Below are 17353 nucleotides of genomic sequence, written 5' to 3' on the forward strand. Positions count from 1 at the left end.
ATCTGACAAGCCTACTTATTTATGTAATAGTTCTCATTACCATGATGAAATCTATTCCTGTTGAACAAATTTGGCCTGACGCTTTTGCCCAGCGATACCGCGATGCTGGACACTGGCAAGGGGAAACTTTTGGCGCTTTGCTGCGCACGCGCGCGCAAAACCACCCGGAACGCGAAGCCATTGTTGGCGGCACCCAGCGCTGGACCTATGGCGCGCTGGACCAGTACGCCAGTCAGATCGCGGCGGGCCTGCTGCAAGCCGGTCTGCGCAAGGGCGACCGCGTCCTGGTGCACCTGCCCAACATCCCTGAGTTTGTCAGTGTGATCTTTGGCCTGTTCCGTGCCGGTCTTTTGCCCGTGTACGTCCTGCCTGCGCACCGCATCACCGAAGTCGAACACTTTGCCAATACTGCTCAAGCGCGCGCCTATATTGGTGTGGACGCTCATGCCGGTTTTGACTACCTGCCTTTGGTGCGCGAACTGCGTGAACGCTGCCCACAGGTCGAGCAGGTTTACATCGTGGGCGACGCACAAGAATTTACGTCCCTGGCCCAGTTGCAAAGCAGCGCTGCCAATGTAGACGTACCCGTATCGGCGGCCCAGCCTTCCGAAGTGGCGTTCCTGCAAATCTCGGGGGGCAGCACCGGCTTGTCCAAGCTGATCCCCCGCACGCACGACGACTACATCTACACCTTGCGCGAGAGCGCCAAGATTGCCGGACTGGACGAGAACAGTGTGTTTCTGGGCGCTTTGCCCATTGCCCACAACTTCCCCATGAGTTCACCCGGTTTTCTGGGTGCACTGTACGCCGGAGCCAAAGTGGTGCTGAGCCCCGCCCCCAGCCCGGACGTTTGCTTTGAGCTGATCGAGCGCGAAGGCGTAACCGACACCAGTCTGGTCCCCCCGCTGCTGATGCTGTGGATGGATGCAGCCACCAAGACCGATGCCAAGCTGGATTCGTTGAAAGTAATCCAGGTGGGTGGTGCCAAATTGAACGCCGAAGCGGCCAAGCGCGTACGTCCCACTCTGGGTGTGACCTTGCAGCAGGTGTTCGGCATGGCCGAAGGTCTGGTGAACTACACCCGCCTGGACGATCCCGAGGACACCATCATCAACACACAGGGCCGTCCCATCAGCCCGGACGATGAAATCCTGATCGTGGACGACAACGGCAATCCGGTCGCCCCTGGGGAAACCGGCTATCTGCTGACACGGGGTCCTTACACGATCCGTGCCTACCACAACAACCCCGCGGCCAATGCCCGCTCCTTTACCGAGGACGGCTTCTATCGCACAGGCGACGTGGTACGCATGACGCCCGAAGGCTACTTGATGGTTCAGGGCCGTGCCACTGACCACATCAACCGCGCTGGCGAAAAAATCTCCGCCGAGGAAATTGAAGATCATCTGCTGGCTCACCCGCAGGTGTTTGATGCTGCCGTGGTATCGGTGCCCGACGAGTTTCTGGGCGAGCGCAGCTGCGCTTTCATCATCCCCAAGGATGACAAGCCCCGCGCGATTGAACTGAAGAAATGGATACGCAGCCGCGGTCTGGCCGACTTCAAAGTGCCGGATCAAATCGTGTTTGTGGACCGTTTCATGGAAACTGCGGCCCTGAAGATCAGCCGCAAGGAATTGCGCGCCCAACTGCGCGAACAACTCGAAAACACAACGCAAGAACAATCATGAGCACTGCACTTACCCTGGAACGCATGCGCGCAGATATTGCCGCCATGCTGCATGAAGACCCCCAGGACATTCTGGATGATGACAATCTGATCGACCTGGGTCTGGACTCCATGCGCGTCATGACCCTGGCCACCCGCTGGCGCGAAGCTGGCGCTCCTATCGAGTTTTCCGAGATGGCCTCGGTGGTCACCTTGGGCCAGTGGTGGTCCCTGATCGAACGCGCCCAACAAAACGGCCGTTGATTTTCTTACTGCAACACGCTTATGTTTAGCTCCCCTTCCGAACTGCCATTGCGCCCCCTGACCGAAGCACAAGAAGGTCTGTGGTACGCCCAGCGTTTGGACCCGCTCAACCCGATTTTCAATACCGGGCACTGCACGCATATCCATTCGGCGCTGGACACCGCGCTGTTTGCGCAAGCCATCAATCTGACGCTGACCGAAGCCGATGCCTTGACCTTGCGCATGGTGGACACGCCCGACGGCCCGGCCCAGTACCTGCGCCCGCAAGAGCCCATTCAACTGGAAATTGTGGACCTGTCTGCCCACGCAGACGGGGCCGAACAAGCCCAAGCCCAGCTGATGGCGGACCTGCGCACACCGCTGGACCCAACCGTTGCGCCACTGGCACGGCACATCCTGTTTGTACTGGGGCCCAAGCACCATCTTTGGTATCAGCGTATCCATCATCTGGCCGCTGACGGCTATGGCATGGCACTGATCGAGACGCGAGTGGTCAAGCTCTACAAGGCCCTCCTAAGTGGCCGTGAAGATCATGGGCATGAGCTGGAATCGTTCACCCTTTTGCAGGATGACGATCAAAACTATCGGAGTAGCGAGCGCCGCAGCAAGGACAGACAGTTCTGGCTGGACACATTAAGCGATGCAGAACCCGCCCAAAGCCTGAGCGAATCCCAGGCTTTGAGCGACCATCATTTCCTGCTGGCACGCAGCGCCGTCAAGCCCGAACTGACAGCCAGCCTGCAAGCATTGGCACAAAGCAGCGACATCAGCTGGCCAGACATTCTGACGGGCCTGACCGCCGCCTATGTGCGCCGTCACACCCGCCAGGACGAATGCACGGTGGGCGTGCCCTGGATGGGCCGTCTGGGCCATATCAGTGCCCGTATCGTCTCCACCGTCATGAACGTGGCTCCGCTGCGTTTGCAGATCGACGAATCCCAGCCCTTGAATCAGTACCTGATCCAAGTTTCCAAGGCTCTGCGTCAGGCACGTCGTCATGGCCGCTACCGTAGTGAACAACTGCGCCGTGATCTGGGTTTGCTGGGTGGCATGCGCCGCCTGCACGGCCCCATCATCAACGTGCTGCCGTTCGATGCGCCCTACGAACAAGCGGGCCTGACCGCCAGCCAGACCGTGCTGTGCGCTGGCCCCGTGGAAGACTTGAACTTCACCTTCCGCGCCCAACCCGATGCCAGTGGCTTGCGTCTGGAAGTGGAAGCCAACCCGCGTCTGTACACCGACGCACAGATTCAAACCCATCTGGTCCGTCTGGAGCAGTTCCTGCTGCGCGCTTTGCAGGCTGAAACCCTGTCTGCCGTGCCGACCTTGACGGATGCCGAACACCACCACTGGATTGAGACCGTCAACCAGACTGCTCACCCGGTCCCTGAAACAACGCTATGGGCACTGATCCACGCCCAGTTGCAGGCTCACCCGGAACAAAGTGGCCTGGAATTTGAGGGCAAGAAGCTCAGCTACGCCCAGATCAACGAACAAACCGCCAATCTGGCCGCGCAACTGCGTCTGGCCGGTGTGCAGACCGGCGATATTGTCGCCGTGGCCCTGCCTCGTTCGCTGGAGCTGGTGCTGTCCTTGCTGGCTATTCACCGTGCTGGTGCTGCCTACTTGCCGCTGGATCTGGACCAGCCTGCCGATCGCCTGAACACCATCTTGCAGGCCGCTCAACCGCGACTGCTGGTCGGCCAGCCCGGTTGCACGCTCAATGCCTCTTTGCTGGTCCCGCAGCCTGAACAAACCTGCAGTGCCCCAGACTGGGCCGCCGCCGGTCCGCACGATCCTTCCTACCTGATCTACACCTCCGGCTCTACCGGCACACCCAAAGGCGTGCTGGTTAACCACGACGCCATCGTCAATCGTCTGGTATGGATGCAAACGCACTACAGCATTGGTGCCGGTGATCGAATTTTGCAGAAAACCCCGGCCACGTTTGACGTGTCGGTGTGGGAGTTCTTCCTGCCCTTCCTGTCAGGTGCAACCTTGGTCGTCGCCCCACCACAAGCGCACCGCGATCCGGCTCATATTGCCCGCCTGATGCGCGAACAAAGCATCACAGTGCTGCACTTTGTGCCCTCCATGCTCAGCGCCTTCCTGGATGAGCCTGCCGCTCGTGGACTGGCTCCGCGTCTGGTGTTTTGCAGTGGTGAAGAACTGTCGGCCGCTACCCGCGACCGCTTCCATTCTCTGCTGAACGCCGAGCTGCACAATCTGTACGGCCCAACCGAAGCCGCCGTGGACGTGTCCTACTGGCCTGCGTCGCGAGATGACCAATCGCAGCCTGTGCCCATCGGTTTCCCCGTATGGAACACCGCCCTGTACATTCTGGACGAGCAGTTGCAACCTGTACCGCCCGGCGTGGCCGGTCATCTTTACCTGGCTGGCCGACAGTTGGCGCAAGGCTACTGGGGCCGCCCGGACCTGACTGAAGAACGCTTTGTGCCCGACCCTTACGCCCTGCATGGCGACCGCATGTACGCCACTGGCGATGTGGCCCGCTGGCGTGAAGATGGCGCGGTTATTTTCCTGGGCCGCTCCGATCACCAGATCAAGCTGCGCGGTCAACGTATCGAGCTGGGTGAAATTGAAGCCTTGCTGGCGCGTCACCCCGATGTGGCCCACGTAGCCGTGATTGCCCGTGAAGACATACCCGGTCAAATGGCGATTGTGGCTTACTGGGTACCGCAAGCAGGCAGCCAGTGCACGGACAACACGCTGGCCGCTTATGTAGGCGAGCACTTGCCGTCCTACATGGTGCCCAGCGCCTGGATCAGCCTGGATGCCCTGCCGGTGACGGCCAACGGCAAGCTGGATCGCAAGGCCCTGCCCGTCCCTGCCTTGCAGGCACGTTCGGCTGGCTTGCCGCTGGACGGTGCCACTCAGCACCAAATTGCCGCCGCTTTCGCCACCGTGCTGGAAAGCAGCGAAGCGTTTTACGCCGACGACGACTTCTTCGCCCTGGGCGGACACTCGCTGCTAGCTGCCAAACTGGCCTTGATACTGCGCGAAGCACGCGGTCAGGCCGTATCAATTGGCACTATTTTTGAATACCCCACTATTGCCCGTCTGGCCAAACATCTGGATCAGTCTGGCAGCGCAGCAGCCGATGGTTTTGGTCCCATCATCGCCTTGCGTCCGGGGCTGAACGACCAGCCCGCGCTGTTTGTGGTTCACCCGGCCGGTGGTTTGTCCTGGTGCTATGGGGCACTGGCACGTCACCTGCCTGCTGGCCGCGCTGTTTATGGCTTGCAAGCCAGTGTGCTGTCTGACGCCTCGTTGGGTCTGGATGGCAGCCTGGATGCCATGGCCAAGGTGTATGTGGATCGTATCGAGCAAGTTCAAGCACAAGGCCCCTACCATCTGGCAGGCTGGTCCGTGGGCGGCATTATTGCTCAGGCCATGGCCGTGGAGCTGCGTCGTCGCGGTCAACTGGTAGGCATGTTGTCCTTGCTGGACGCCTATCCCAGCGACGCGTGGCGTAACGAACCGGCCCCCGAGCCCAATGCCATCTACAAGGCGCTGCTGCATATTGCGGGCCACGACCCAGACAGCTTGCCCGACGTTTCCCTGACCCGTCAGGGTGTGGTGGACTTCCTCAAGCACAGCGGTCACCCGCTGGCCGAGCTGCCCGACACGCGTCTGGACAGCGTATTTCAGGTGGTGGAGAACAATAACCGCCTGGTGCGCCTGTACGAGCATCACGTCTATGACGGCCCCATGCTTTATTTCCGCGCGGCGCTGGATCACGCCGGCACACAATTGCATCCCGATTTGTGGAAGCCCTATGCAGGGCAACTAGACGTGCATGACATTGCCTCCTTGCACGCGCATTTGACCGGTACTGAAGCCGTGGCCATCATGGCCCCGCTGATGGACTCGGCCATGGCTTTTGCCGAACAGGCACAAGCCCAACCTGAACTCGATGTATAAGCCATGTCTGTAAGACGTTTCTTTCTGGATATCTCGCCACTAATCGAAAGTCGAGCCTTCCGCTTTGCCTACTTCGCTCGGGCCGCCACGGTGCTGGTCACCGGCATGTTGATGGTGGCTGCCAGCGTGCAGCTTTATGAGCTGACCAAATCCAGTGTGGCCGTTGCCTTTCTGAACGTATCCATGGCCACCCCCATGGTGCTGGCACTGATTGCCGGCGGTGTCTTGTCGGACCGCATGGACAGGCGCAGCCTGATGGTCTGGTCGCGCAGTGTCTACATCATCAGCGTGGTGCTGTTCCTGCTCAATACGCTGCTGCCCAACCCGCAGGTCTGGTTGATCTATGTGGCCGCTGCCATTGGTGGTGCGGCAGGCGGGATCAGCGTCCCGGCCATGATGTCCGCTACCCCGGCACTGGTCGGTCGAGACAAGCTGGCCGCTGCGGCCGCCCTGTCCGGTCTGGCCATGCAGTTGGGCGGTATTATCGGCCCTGCCTTGGCAGGCGTACTGATCTCCGGTCCTGGTCTGATTTTCTGCTACGTGATTGTCCTGTGCGGTGTCATCGTCACCCCTTTACTCTTGCGTGCTCTGCCGCCCTTGCCTCCGCAAGCGGGCAAGCAGCCCCAGAAAAATGCCTTCCAATCCCTGCGTGATGGCCTTGGTTTTGTGGCCAGCCACCCCTTGCTGCGCGCCCTGTTGCTGATTGATCTGGCTGCCCTGATTCTGGCCACGCCTTTGGCCCTGATGCCCGAGTGGGGCGACACCATTCTGAAAATGGGCGCCACCGCCACCGGCTATCTGTATGCCGCTCCGGCTGTGGGTGCCACGCTGGCCGCCCTGTCCAGTGGCTGGTGCCGTCAGGTATCCCGCCCAGGTGCCGCCATCGTGATTGCCGTACTGATCTGGGGCCTGGCGGTAGCAGCCCTGTCCGTGCAAGCGACCCTGTGGTGGGCACTGGTTTGCCTGGCCATCATGGGTGCTGCCGACACCATCTCCAAAATCATGCGTATGGCGCTGGTTCAGCACCACACCCCCGATTACCTGTTGGGCCGTGTCTCCAGCTTGTGGATGACGCAATATTCCCTGGGCCAGGCCCTGGGCAATATGCAAATGGGTTATCTGTCCCGTCTGCTAGGCCCGGCAGTCGCCGTAGCCGTGGGTGGTTTGGCCTGTGCCGCTGTCGCTTGCGGTTTCGGCGTGTTTAACCAAGGCCTGCGTTCGGCCAGCAAACAGGATGGCCCGCCCAATGCCTGACATCTCGCTTTTGTTCTACCCACGCCTGCTGCACGCCTGTAGAAAGATCTCCTACATGGACCGTCTTGTCGACCGAACCTTTATTTAGGATTAAAAGATGCTAATCAATGTCAATTGCATTCGCCGTACCCCTGCCGCACTGCTGCGCAAGGCCGGCCTGAGCGCAGCCGTCCTGTCCCTGTCCCTGGCCAATGCCTTTGCGGCCCCCGCTTTTGACCAGCCTGATGCTGACTTTCGCGGTTCCCTGAATGCTGCTGGCGTGGTCTATGCAGGCTCCGAAGCCCAACTGGCAGGCCGTGGTTTCACCCCCGGCCAGGAAGTGATCCTGCTGCAAAACGGTCACTCTCTGACCCCTCAAGCCCTGGTTGCCGACAAAGAAGGCAATCTGAGCACCAAGATCGCCATCCCCGCTGACGCCGCTGTGGGTGTGCACCCTGTCGTCATGCAAGTCAGCAAGCCCTCGACGGCCGACATCTTCAATCTGAAGGTGTCCCCAAAAGTTGAGCTGAGCGGTCAGGACAAATTCGAACTGCAATCCCAGCACCTGGTTCCCGGCTTGTACCAAAGCGCCTACAGCCCCAAGAACAAAGTGCTGTTCGTGACTTCCGCCGTGGGCCGCCCACCCGTCAAGCAGTCGCAATTGGTGAAAGTGAACCCCAAGACCTTGGCGGTTGAAGCCAGCGTGACACCTGCCGCCCAAAAAGGCCGTGACGATGGTCAGGTTCAAGCCGTTTACGGTGTGGACGTGGACGACAAGCAAGGCAATGTCTGGGTCACCAACACCCGCAGCAGCTCCATTGCTGTCTACAGCCAGAAAGACCTGAAACTGGTCAAACAGTTTGAAGACGGCGTCGTCAGCCACCCACGCGACGTGGTTGTAGACGAGAAAACAGACCGTGCCTACGTGTCCTCGCCCGGCGCCAACACCATAGCTGTATTCGACACCAAGAAGCTGACTCAGCTGGACCCGATCGAGCTGCAATCGAAGACCCGCAACAAGCCCGGCAGCATGAGCCTGATTCTGGACGCTGAAAAAGACCGTCTGTACACCGTCAGCGCCAGCACCAACGAGCTGATCATTATTGACCTGAAAAACGGCAATGCTCAAACCGTCTTCCCCGTGCCCGGTGCACGTGGTCTGGCTGGTGTGTCGGTAGACAGCAAGAATGACCAGGTCTACGTCGCCGCCCAAGGCAGCGACAACCTGCTGATCATCAATGCCAAAGACGGTGCCGTTCAGCACGACATCAAGATCGGTGCCGGTGCCCTGAACGTGGTCTTCGATCCCAAGACATCCCTGGCTTACGTGGCCTCCCGCGGTGCGGGCACCGTGACGGCCGTGAACGGTAAGGGTGAAATCGTTGCCAACCTGGACGGTGGCAGCTTCCCCAACCACGTCTCCCTGGATGGCGAAGGCAATGCCTATCTGGTCAACAAATCCAAAGGTAAGGATGACCAGACGGCTGACCGCATCACACGCCTGCACCTGAAGTAAACCGCCCGATGCGCCCCTTCCATGAAAAGGGGCGCCAAGGCAAAACCCTTGCCCCAAAAAGGACTCCTATGAATAGCCGTATAGCCGACCAAGTCCGCCATGCCACCATTGAAGAATGGTTAGGCCATTACCAGGCCGACAGCAGCGTATTTGCCTCTCCCACCGTCAGTTTGATGGCACACGGCACGGCACTGGAGCGGCATACCAACAATGCCCAAGGGCAACTGCTCTCTGATGCCCAAGCCTTGCTGGCGCAAGCCGCTCAGCAAGGTCTGGACGCCCCCCTGTTGATGGGAGTGATCCCCTTTAACCCGACTCGCCAGGCTTACCTGCGCGTTCCCAAAGAATATCAGCGCGATCCCGTCCTGCTGCGCCCGGTACAGCGCCCGCCGTTGGCCAAATCCAGCAACAGCATTGCCAGCCAAAGCCTGCTGCCTGATGGCGAAGGCTACGAAGACAGCGTCAGCCGCATCCTGGCAACGATGCGCGAACAGAACATTGCCAAAACCGTGATGGCCCGCACTGTCACCATCACCCTGAACGAAGCCCTGGACCGTCAGACTGTGTTGAGCAATATGCTCCACAGCAATCCTGCCGGTTACACCTACGCCCTGCCCTTGCCGGGCGGCAAGGCTCAAGACCCGGATCTGTTTTTTGGGGCTAGCCCCGAGTTGCTGGTGCGTCGCCAGGGCGATCTGGTTACCGTCAACCCGCTGGCAGGCACCGCCCCCCGCTTTGCCGACCCCCAGCGCGACCAGGCCAGCGCCGACAGCTTGATGGCCTCCAGCAAAGACCTGCGCGAGCACGCCTACGTCATTGAAGACGTGGTGCGTATCCTGTCCCAGTTCTGCGACTCCCTGGACGTGCCTGATGGCCCCAGCCTGACCAGCACCGCCAACCTGTGGCACCTGTCCACCCGTATCAGCGGCCGTTTGCGTGACCCGTCCGTCACCTCTTTGGAACTGGCACTGGCCATGCACCCCACACCGGCCGTTTGCGGCCTGCCTACCCAGCCCGCCATGCAGGCCATCGAAGCCACTGAAGTCTTTGATCGCGGCTACTTTGCAGGCGCCATAGGCTGGAACGACCACGAAGGCAACGGCGAATGGGCAGTCGCCATTCGTTGCGGCCATTACACCCAGCAAGGGCTGACCTTATCGGCTGGCGCCGGCATTGTGGACGGCTCCGTCCCTGCCCTGGAACGTCAGGAAACCGGCAATAAACTCATGACCCTGATCAACTCATTGGGTCTGGCCCAGAACATAACCATCTAAGGGAGACACGATTCATGACCATTCACGCCTTGCCCAGCTACGAGCTGCCTCAAACCCCCGTAGCCAACCGCGTCAATTGGCGCCCACAGGCCAATCGTGCCGCCCTGCTCATTCACGATATGCAGACCTACTTTCTGCAGAAATACGATATGAGCCAGGCTCCTATCCCCATGTTGATCGAACGCATTGCCGCCCTGCGCGAGGTTTGCCACAAGCTGGGAATACCCGTGTTCTACACCGCCCAGCCTACCGAACAACCCGAGAAAGACCGGGCCTTGCTGAACGACTTCTGGGGCCCCGGCCTGACCGCCAGCGAATTTCATGAGCAACAAGCCGTGGTTCCCGAGCTGACACCGGCCGAAAACGACATCATGCTGACCAAGTGGCGCTACAGCGCCTTCCAGCGCTCCGACCTGCGTGAGCAACTGCGCAATCTGGGCCGCGATCAACTGATCATCACCGGCGTTTACGCCCACATCGGCTGCATGACCACCGCCCTGGAAGCCTTCATGCAAGACGTGCAGCCCTTCCTGGCCATCGACGGCGTTGCCGACTTCTCGCTGGAAGAACACCACATGGCGATCCGCCACGTCTCGCAACGCTGCGGCGTCAGCCTGACCTGCGCCGAAATCCAGGACAGCCTGCAAAGCTAAACAGGAAGCACACATGAGCACACAAGAATTTGCAGGTGAATGCATAGCCGTCACGGGCGCGGCCCGTGGCATTGGCGCTGCCGTCACCCAACTACTGCTGGAACGAGGCGCCAGCGTCATCGCCCTGGACCTGGACGTAGAAGGACTGACCCAACTGAGTCAATCCGAATACAGTGATCGGGTGTCCTGCCACCTGGTCGACATCAGCCAAGCCGATGCCGTCGATGCAGCGCTGGCCCAAGGGCAGGAAAAACTGGGTCCTATTCATCGTTTGGCCTGTGTCGCGGGCGTCCTGCAAATGGGCCGCATCACTGAGCTGAGCAACGAACAATGGGATCGCACCTTTGCCATCAACACCACCGGCGTCTTCAACGTCTGCCGCAACGTGGCCAAAGGCATGATCGAGCGCAAGCAAGGCGCGATCGTCAACGTCAGCTCCAACTCCGCCGCCACACCACGCATCGCCATGGGAGCCTACGCCGCCTCCAAAGCCGCCGTCACCCAACTGAGCCGCTGCCTGGGCCTGGAACTGGCCCCCCACGGCATCCGGGTGAACATCATCTCCCCCGGCTCCACCGACACCCCCATGCAACAAGCCATGTGGGCACAAGGCAGCTCGCGCGAAACCGTCATCGCGGGTTCCGGCGAAAACTACCGTCTGGGCATCCCCCTGCAAAAAATCGCCACCCCCGAAGAAATCGCTGAAGCCGTCCTGTTCCTGCTCTCGGACCGCGCCAGCCACATCACCCTGTCCGACCTGCGAGTAGACGGCGGTGCCACACTGGACCAAGGCTAAACAGCCAGACGCAAAAAAGGGCGGAATCTCCGCCCTTTTTTATTGCCCATCGGAACGAGGCCGGACAAAAGCATACGAACATCCCTACTAGTGACAGTGCCGATAAGGACTGACCACCTATTGCCAAGTCAAGGAAGAATACGAACGAACCGAAACATCGTAAATGCGGCTCAATGAAGACAGACTCAGTCAGGTCAAATCGGATCGAATCAGGTCAGGTCAGGTCAGGTCAGGTCAGGTCAGCATCAGATTAGACCTGCTCAGTGCAGGTAGCCTCCTATCAGCTACCTCTTGATTCCGTCGAGTCTGTGAACTGGATCGAGCAGCTCCAGCGTGCCAACCGCCCCCGCCAACAACCGTTGAAAGCAGGCCCACTCAAGAGCACTGCCACCATGCTGTTCGGGTCGGGGCAGGCTCAGGCGGGGCGGATCAGAGTGCTTGCCGCGGGCATCAGATTGCGTAGGGATGCAAGGGGCCTGCTGTTTGAGCCGGACGTTTGTACTTGGTCCGGGGGACCAAGTACCCGGCGAGTTCAGGCCCCGCCCGTAGCAATCTTATGCCAAGGGCACTGGTGCGCAGCACCAGCAAGCGCTCAGCCCCGCCTGAGCCTGCCCCGATCCGAACAGCCCCCCGGTCCAGCCTCCTGAGCCCGCCTATAGCCCGTCCCTCACAACTTAAGTCCAGCTACTTCTTGTTCTCGACCGGAGCCTCAACCTGCTCAATCCCGAACAAATGCTCCAAACCCAAGGCCAAAGCATCCCGCCACGCCACAAAATCATGTGCCGTCGCACTTTCCACGTAACGCACGTCATACCCCCGCGCCCGCAGCACATCATCCAGATGACGATTAGCCTGCACCAGGCTGACATCCCGGCTGGAGCCTGAAGACTCAAACACCCCGGCGCTCATATAAATCTTCACTGGCACAGCTTCTGAGTCCGCCATCTGCCGCGTCAGCCACTGCCCACGAGCATCACCCGTCGGAGCCCACCAGAACGACCCCGACATGCTCAAGACGTTGCCAAACAGCTGCGGCAAACGCCAGGCGGCATTCATGGCAGCCAAACCACCGTAGCTGGAGCCGCCAATCGCCGTCTTGTCCGCTGTCGACTGCACCCCTTGGGCCTTGAGCCAAGGCATCAATTCCTTATCCAGAAACTTGATATAAGCCTCATTAGGCGGCAACTCACGAGCCCGTTCCGCCATGCCCGGATTGTCCACCAGGACCAGCCACATAGGCTCCACGCGCCCCTGCGCAATCAAAGTATCCAGCATGGCCGGCGCGCGCGCCAAATCCCGATAGTCCCGACCATCGAACAAAATCAAGGTGTGATCAATTTCCTGAGCCCGAGTGCCCGCAGGCTGATAAATCTGCACCTGCCGTTCCACACCCAAAGCCTCGCTGGGCAAGCGCTCCGTACGCCATTGCCCCTGCCCCAACTGCTGCGGCTCCAGGCTCACCACCTCGGCAGGTGCCTGCGTCAAACGCAAGACCGACTCACCATCAAACAGATCCTTGCTGTTTTCCGGCAAAGCCTTGGCATTATGAGGATCGCGCTGCAACGCCGCCCGCAGCACTTCGCGCGCCAGGTTCTGGCCCACATAAGGCACATCCGGCGCCATGCGATAGGCAAAGCGGGCATCACGCGGCAAATCGTAGGTGATGTACCAGATATCCGACTCACCCAAACGATGCATGCGATCGGTATACGAGAAAGGCCCGCCATGCAGACGCACCTCGTTCTGAGCACCGCGCCAGACAAACGTGACGCGATCATGCGTAGTGCTGTAGCGCTCCACCAAAGGCGAACCTACACGCTGCACATAGTCCCAGAAACCGCGAGACGGCTCGCCCGCGCGCAAGCGCATGCTCCACTGACGGATCACATCGCCTTGCAAAGGCTCGGCCTGAGCCGGCGCCTGGGGAGCCGTAACCGATTTAACCTGCCACTGATACTCGCCCTGCCCTTGCACACGCAAACGATACTCGCCCGCCGTGCTGGCAATAAAGCCAAAAGGGCCACCCCGTTCCGGTGCATCTGCCCAATGACGAATCGCCTTGCCATCCGGGCCGAACAATTCCAGCGCTACATCACCACTGTGCTGCCAACTGCCTTGCACCAGCTCATTTTGCTGCAAGCTCAGTATTCGTTCATGATGTTCGTGCGCCTGAACCTCACCTTGAGCCGAAGGCAGCGTAGCCGCCCAAGCCGACCCAACCATTCCCACCATCAATACAGCAACAACAGGTGCGCGCAACATACATCCTCCTAAATGCCGGTTTGCCGCAGGACAAGCCCAGTACCAAGAAGCAGTATACGATCAAAAATAATCAGCGCACCCCTTGGCTGGCGCGAGGCGGCGCCATTTATCACCCCAGACGGAAAGCCTGAATCAAACGATCCAGCTCTTGCACCTGCTCCTGCAACTCGCTGGAGGTGTGCGCCACCTGGTTCACCATTTCCGCGTTTTGCTGAGTGGCCGAATCCAACTGCCCCACCGCCACGTTGATTTGCTCGATACCAATGGTTTGCTCGCGAGTAGAAGCCGCAATCTCGTGCACAATCGTCATCACTTGCGAGCTGCCGGTGACCATCTCATCAATAACCTCACCGACCTGCCCCATCAATTGCACGCCTTCGCGGGTGCTATTGGAGGACGCTTCCACCAATTGAGCAATCTCCTGGGCTGACGCCGTCGTGCGCTGCGCCAGAGCACGTACCTCACCCGCCACCACCGCAAAGCCTCGACCTTGCTCACCGGCTCGCGCCGCTTCCACAGCCGCGTTCAAGGCCAGAATATTGGTCTGGAAGGCAATCGAGTTAATCACCGTGGTGATGTCCGCCACCTTGCCACTGGTATCGCGAATCGCGCCCATGCGGTCCACCAGTTCACTGACCATCTGACCACCATGCTGGGCAGTTTTCTGCACCTGGCTGGAGACTTCCTCGGCACGCATGGCGTTTTCTTCGCTCATGCGAACGGTACCCGTCATCTCTTCCATGGCCGATGCTGTTTCCTGCAAGGCCGCAGCCTGCTGAGTCGTGCGACTGGACAGCTCCAGATTGCCCACAGACAGTTGCGAGGTATCGTCCGCAATCACACCACTGCTGTGTTGCAGCGTGCGCATGACCTCGTTCAGCTTCAGGCGCATCTGCTCGATGGAGGCCATCACGCTATTGTCCGGAATCGAGCGTAGGGAATGAGTCACACGCAAATCGCCATTGGCAATGGCTTGGGCCGCTTCATGCAAAATTTTGGGCTCAGCCCCCAGCTCGGCAAAGATCTGGCGCGCCAGAAACACAGTAACCGCTGATACCAGCAGCACGATCAGAACGAACACGATTGACGAGCTGAGCAGATTGCTCAGGAAGCGCGCCTGAATATTGTCGATATATACGCCCGAGGTCAGCACCCAATCCCACTGCGTCACCCCTTTGCCAAAGGCCAGTTTGGGGGCATTGCTCTTGTCGCTAAGTTTGGGCCAGTGATACTCCAGAAAACCTTCGCCACCATTGCGGCCGATGCGGCTCATCTCGGCAAAAGGGTGCACGCCGTTGCTGTCGACCACGGCACTGACGTCCTGGCCGTCCAGCTCCGGTCGGCTGGGATTCATGATGGACACCACATCGGTCGATAACACCGACACATAACCTTCCTGCCCAAAACGGATACTAGCGATGCGTTGCAGCGCCTGCTTTTGTGCCTCTTCCTTGCTCAGAACGCCTTTGCTGACCAGTTGCTGATAGTCCTGCGTAATGTTTGCTGCAATATTGACGATGTGCTGCAAACTACTTTTTCGCTCCTCCATCTGTGCCTGATAGAGCTGATAGTTCACAAACGCAAAAACCGCCACCAACGCCATCAAGCACAAGATCAATGGCAACCACAACTTCTGTTTCAAGCCCAAACGCATCATATTCCCCGAGCAACGCTGAAAAGACAGGTCCCAGGTACGCAAAAACCGACCGTGTCACCACGGTCGGCCTGCATGGAGGCCCCATCGAACAAGCTGGGTAACGGCCTCGGGCTTGAAATACTTAATTAAAGTTACATATCGAGATAATTGGATGCTAAGGCGGCTTACAAAACACTACCGCTCAAGCGTCGGGAAGCTTCGTGGCCTTGGCCAAAAGAGGGTTCGCTGCTGGCCAGAGTCAGCAAGAAGCCATCTTCAGACATCAATTCCGAGGTCAGACGCCCCTGGTAATGACCCAGCTCCAGATTCAAGGCAAGATCGCGCTGTTCCAGGTTATCGACGCCTTTGATAACCAGCTCAAAGCCCTGCTCGGTCAGTAAATGGCACGCGGTTTCCAGCAATGCCTTGAACGTCGATTCACGGCAGGCGCGTTGAATAACCTCGGCTTCCAGTTTGACGCCGCTAATTGGCCAGCCACGCAAACGGTTGAGCTTGTTGTTCTCAATATCGGGGCTGGTCAGCCAGACCTGAATGTCCTGTTCTTTCAGAAACTGCAAAGCCTGGATCAGTTCTGGTGTTTCTTCCAATTCCTCGTCGCTGAACAAGTCCAGTTCCACACAGCAAGGCTGCAGCTCGAACTGACGCAACATGCTGGGCATGCGCTTATAGATAGGCAGCAGCATATCGATGGGCAACTTCAGGCCAATATGGCTGGCACGCAGCGAATACTCCTGCCACCAGCGACGCACGTCAGCCATCAGAGTACGCAGCATCCATTCGCACAAAGCCTGACGGTGAATGGCGTCAGGCATATGGCGCAGCACCAGATCCGATGACAGACGCAAGCCTGTGGGCGAGGTCCAGAACACCTGGGCGTCCACACCACTGTATTGGCCCGTACTGGTCGCCACGCGCAACTGATAAGAGAAAGACAGCGCTTCGCTGGCCTGGGGATCAAGCACATCCAGAGTTTCCAGCGCACGCAAGAGTTCCAGCGGCGTGGGCTGGGACGCTTCCTGCTCGTCGCGCTGGGCGTAAAACTCCATGATTTCAGTATCTTGCGGCTCTTGCTGGGCGATCAACTTGCCCGTAAAGGTGTAGCCCCAGCCGTGCACCGACTTGATCGGCAAGGCCACCCCTGCCTGACTGGCCTTGCGGCGCAAACGGCTGATCAGGGAATCCACTGCACGGCTGTCACTGGCAGCCAGGCCTTTGTCGCGCATCAGGTCTTCACGGCTGAAACGGGCATCCGCATGGCGGATGAATGCGTCCATCAATTGACGTTCGCTATGCGTCAGTTCCAGTCCCACCCCATTGGGAGCCACCAGAGTCCAGCCTTTATCGCGCAAGATCCATTCCTGCTGGCCACTCTGATCCTGAACCTCTTCCATCGCCTGGGCGGCACCCACAGCGGCATAAACATTACGGCGGCGCACGGCATGGCACCAGGCCATCAGCTCGGGAACTTGCACATCCATAGCCAGACACGCATCAGCACCCGTCAGCAGCAACTGCACACGAGCACTGGCAGACAGGCCGGACTGAACGGCCACAATACCCAGCGAGCCAAAGTCATTGCGCAATTTGGCCACCATCAAAGGCACGTAGCCCGTCTCAACAGGAAACAGCAACAGATCGGCCTGGCTCAGACGCGCCTCGGCTACCTTCTCCAGGGATCTGACAACGCTTGTCTTGGTACCGAAAACCCGCAGTTGCTCCAGCCAGTAGTGCAAGCCTTCGCCTTCTTCCAAAACAATCAACACGCAGCGTGCATGTTCCATAAGCGCCTACTATTTAATTATTGTCAGTCCCACGACGGTCCCGGCGAGGGCCGACAATACTATTTTTATCAATAGTTAGAATTATCACTTCTAGAATACGGAGCACAAAGTAAAGAATGGTCAAATGTGGCGTTTGAAATTTTTTGTCTTCAAAATAACGTCCGCCTTACCGCCTGAACCATCTCGGGATTATTTTCTAATCGCTGCTCTTTTAAAATCATGCCCCACAAATAATTATAGTTTCCATAACGATGGGACATAAAAAACCCGCTCGAAAGCGGGTTGTTCTAGCTCAAGACCAGCCAG

At 59.0% G+C, this 17353-nt stretch carries 11 protein-coding genes; 8 read left to right on the forward strand and 3 right to left on the reverse strand.

The genetic code is table 11. The features are described 5' to 3' along the window. Positions 1 to 41 precede the first annotated feature (41 nt). The 8 genes from ACFPDR_RS13795 (at position 42) to ACFPDR_RS13830 (ending at position 11347) form a co-directional block, all read left to right on the forward strand. Positions 42 to 1688, forward strand: coding sequence for a (2,3-dihydroxybenzoyl)adenylate synthase (locus tag ACFPDR_RS13795; RefSeq protein ID WP_035268463.1), 1647 nt, complete (start codon positions 42 to 44; stop codon positions 1686 to 1688). After that, positions 1685 to 1930: a phosphopantetheine-binding protein gene (locus tag ACFPDR_RS13800; RefSeq protein ID WP_003804459.1), complete on the forward strand. Its 246-nt coding sequence runs from the start codon at positions 1685 to 1687 to the stop codon at positions 1928 to 1930. The genes ACFPDR_RS13795 and ACFPDR_RS13800 overlap by 4 nt, the downstream gene beginning before the upstream one ends. A 21-nt stretch (positions 1931 to 1951) precedes the next feature. Further along, complete coding sequence (locus ACFPDR_RS13805; RefSeq protein WP_376911257.1) at positions 1952 to 5875, forward strand: amino acid adenylation domain-containing protein; 3924 nt, start codon at positions 1952 to 1954, stop codon at positions 5873 to 5875. 3 nt (positions 5876 to 5878) lie between these two features. Continuing rightward, positions 5879 to 7129: an enterobactin transporter EntS gene (gene entS, locus ACFPDR_RS13810; RefSeq protein ID WP_115635319.1), complete on the forward strand. Its 1251-nt coding sequence runs from the start codon at positions 5879 to 5881 to the stop codon at positions 7127 to 7129. A 97-nt stretch (positions 7130 to 7226) separates the two neighbouring features. Next, complete coding sequence (locus ACFPDR_RS13815) at positions 7227 to 8624, forward strand: YncE family protein (protein WP_115635320.1); 1398 nt, start codon at positions 7227 to 7229, stop codon at positions 8622 to 8624. 68 nt (positions 8625 to 8692) lie between these two features. Further along, a complete protein-coding gene (locus ACFPDR_RS13820; protein WP_060186110.1) occupies positions 8693 to 9898 on the forward strand; it encodes an isochorismate synthase in 1206 nt (401 codons plus the stop codon). Positions 9899 to 9912: 14 nt separating this feature from the next. Continuing rightward, positions 9913 to 10551: an isochorismatase family protein gene (locus ACFPDR_RS13825; RefSeq protein WP_203145190.1), complete on the forward strand. Its 639-nt coding sequence runs from the start codon at positions 9913 to 9915 to the stop codon at positions 10549 to 10551. A 13-nt stretch (positions 10552 to 10564) separates the two neighbouring features. Continuing rightward, the gene (locus tag ACFPDR_RS13830) at positions 10565 to 11347 is read left to right on the forward strand and encodes a 2,3-dihydro-2,3-dihydroxybenzoate dehydrogenase (RefSeq protein WP_035268474.1); all 783 of its coding nucleotides are present in this window, start codon (positions 10565 to 10567) and stop codon (positions 11345 to 11347) included. A 684-nt stretch (positions 11348 to 12031) separates the two neighbouring features. On the opposite strand, the gene ACFPDR_RS13835 is transcribed toward ACFPDR_RS13830, so the two are convergent. The 3 genes from ACFPDR_RS13835 to ACFPDR_RS13845 form a co-directional block, all read right to left on the reverse strand. After that, on the reverse strand, positions 12032 to 13609 hold the full coding sequence (locus ACFPDR_RS13835; protein ID WP_035268476.1) for an alpha/beta hydrolase-fold protein: 1578 nt from the start codon (positions 13607 to 13609) through the stop codon (positions 12032 to 12034). A gap of 109 nt (positions 13610 to 13718) precedes the next feature. Next, positions 13719 to 15251 carry a methyl-accepting chemotaxis protein gene (locus tag ACFPDR_RS13840; RefSeq protein ID WP_226349740.1) on the reverse strand — a complete coding sequence of 511 codons (1533 nt, stop codon included), beginning with the start codon at positions 15249 to 15251 and terminating at the stop codon, positions 13719 to 13721. A gap of 179 nt (positions 15252 to 15430) precedes the next feature. Continuing rightward, positions 15431 to 17047 carry an EAL domain-containing protein gene (locus ACFPDR_RS13845; RefSeq protein ID WP_376911259.1) on the reverse strand — a complete coding sequence of 539 codons (1617 nt, stop codon included), beginning with the start codon at positions 17045 to 17047 and terminating at the stop codon, positions 15431 to 15433. Positions 17048 to 17353: the final 306 nt, after the last annotated feature.

The sequence above is a fragment of the Alcaligenes sp. GCM10023179 genome, assembly GCF_042653705.1.
In the GTDB taxonomy this organism is placed as follows: Bacteria; Pseudomonadota; Gammaproteobacteria; order Burkholderiales; family Burkholderiaceae_B; genus Alcaligenes; species Alcaligenes phenolicus.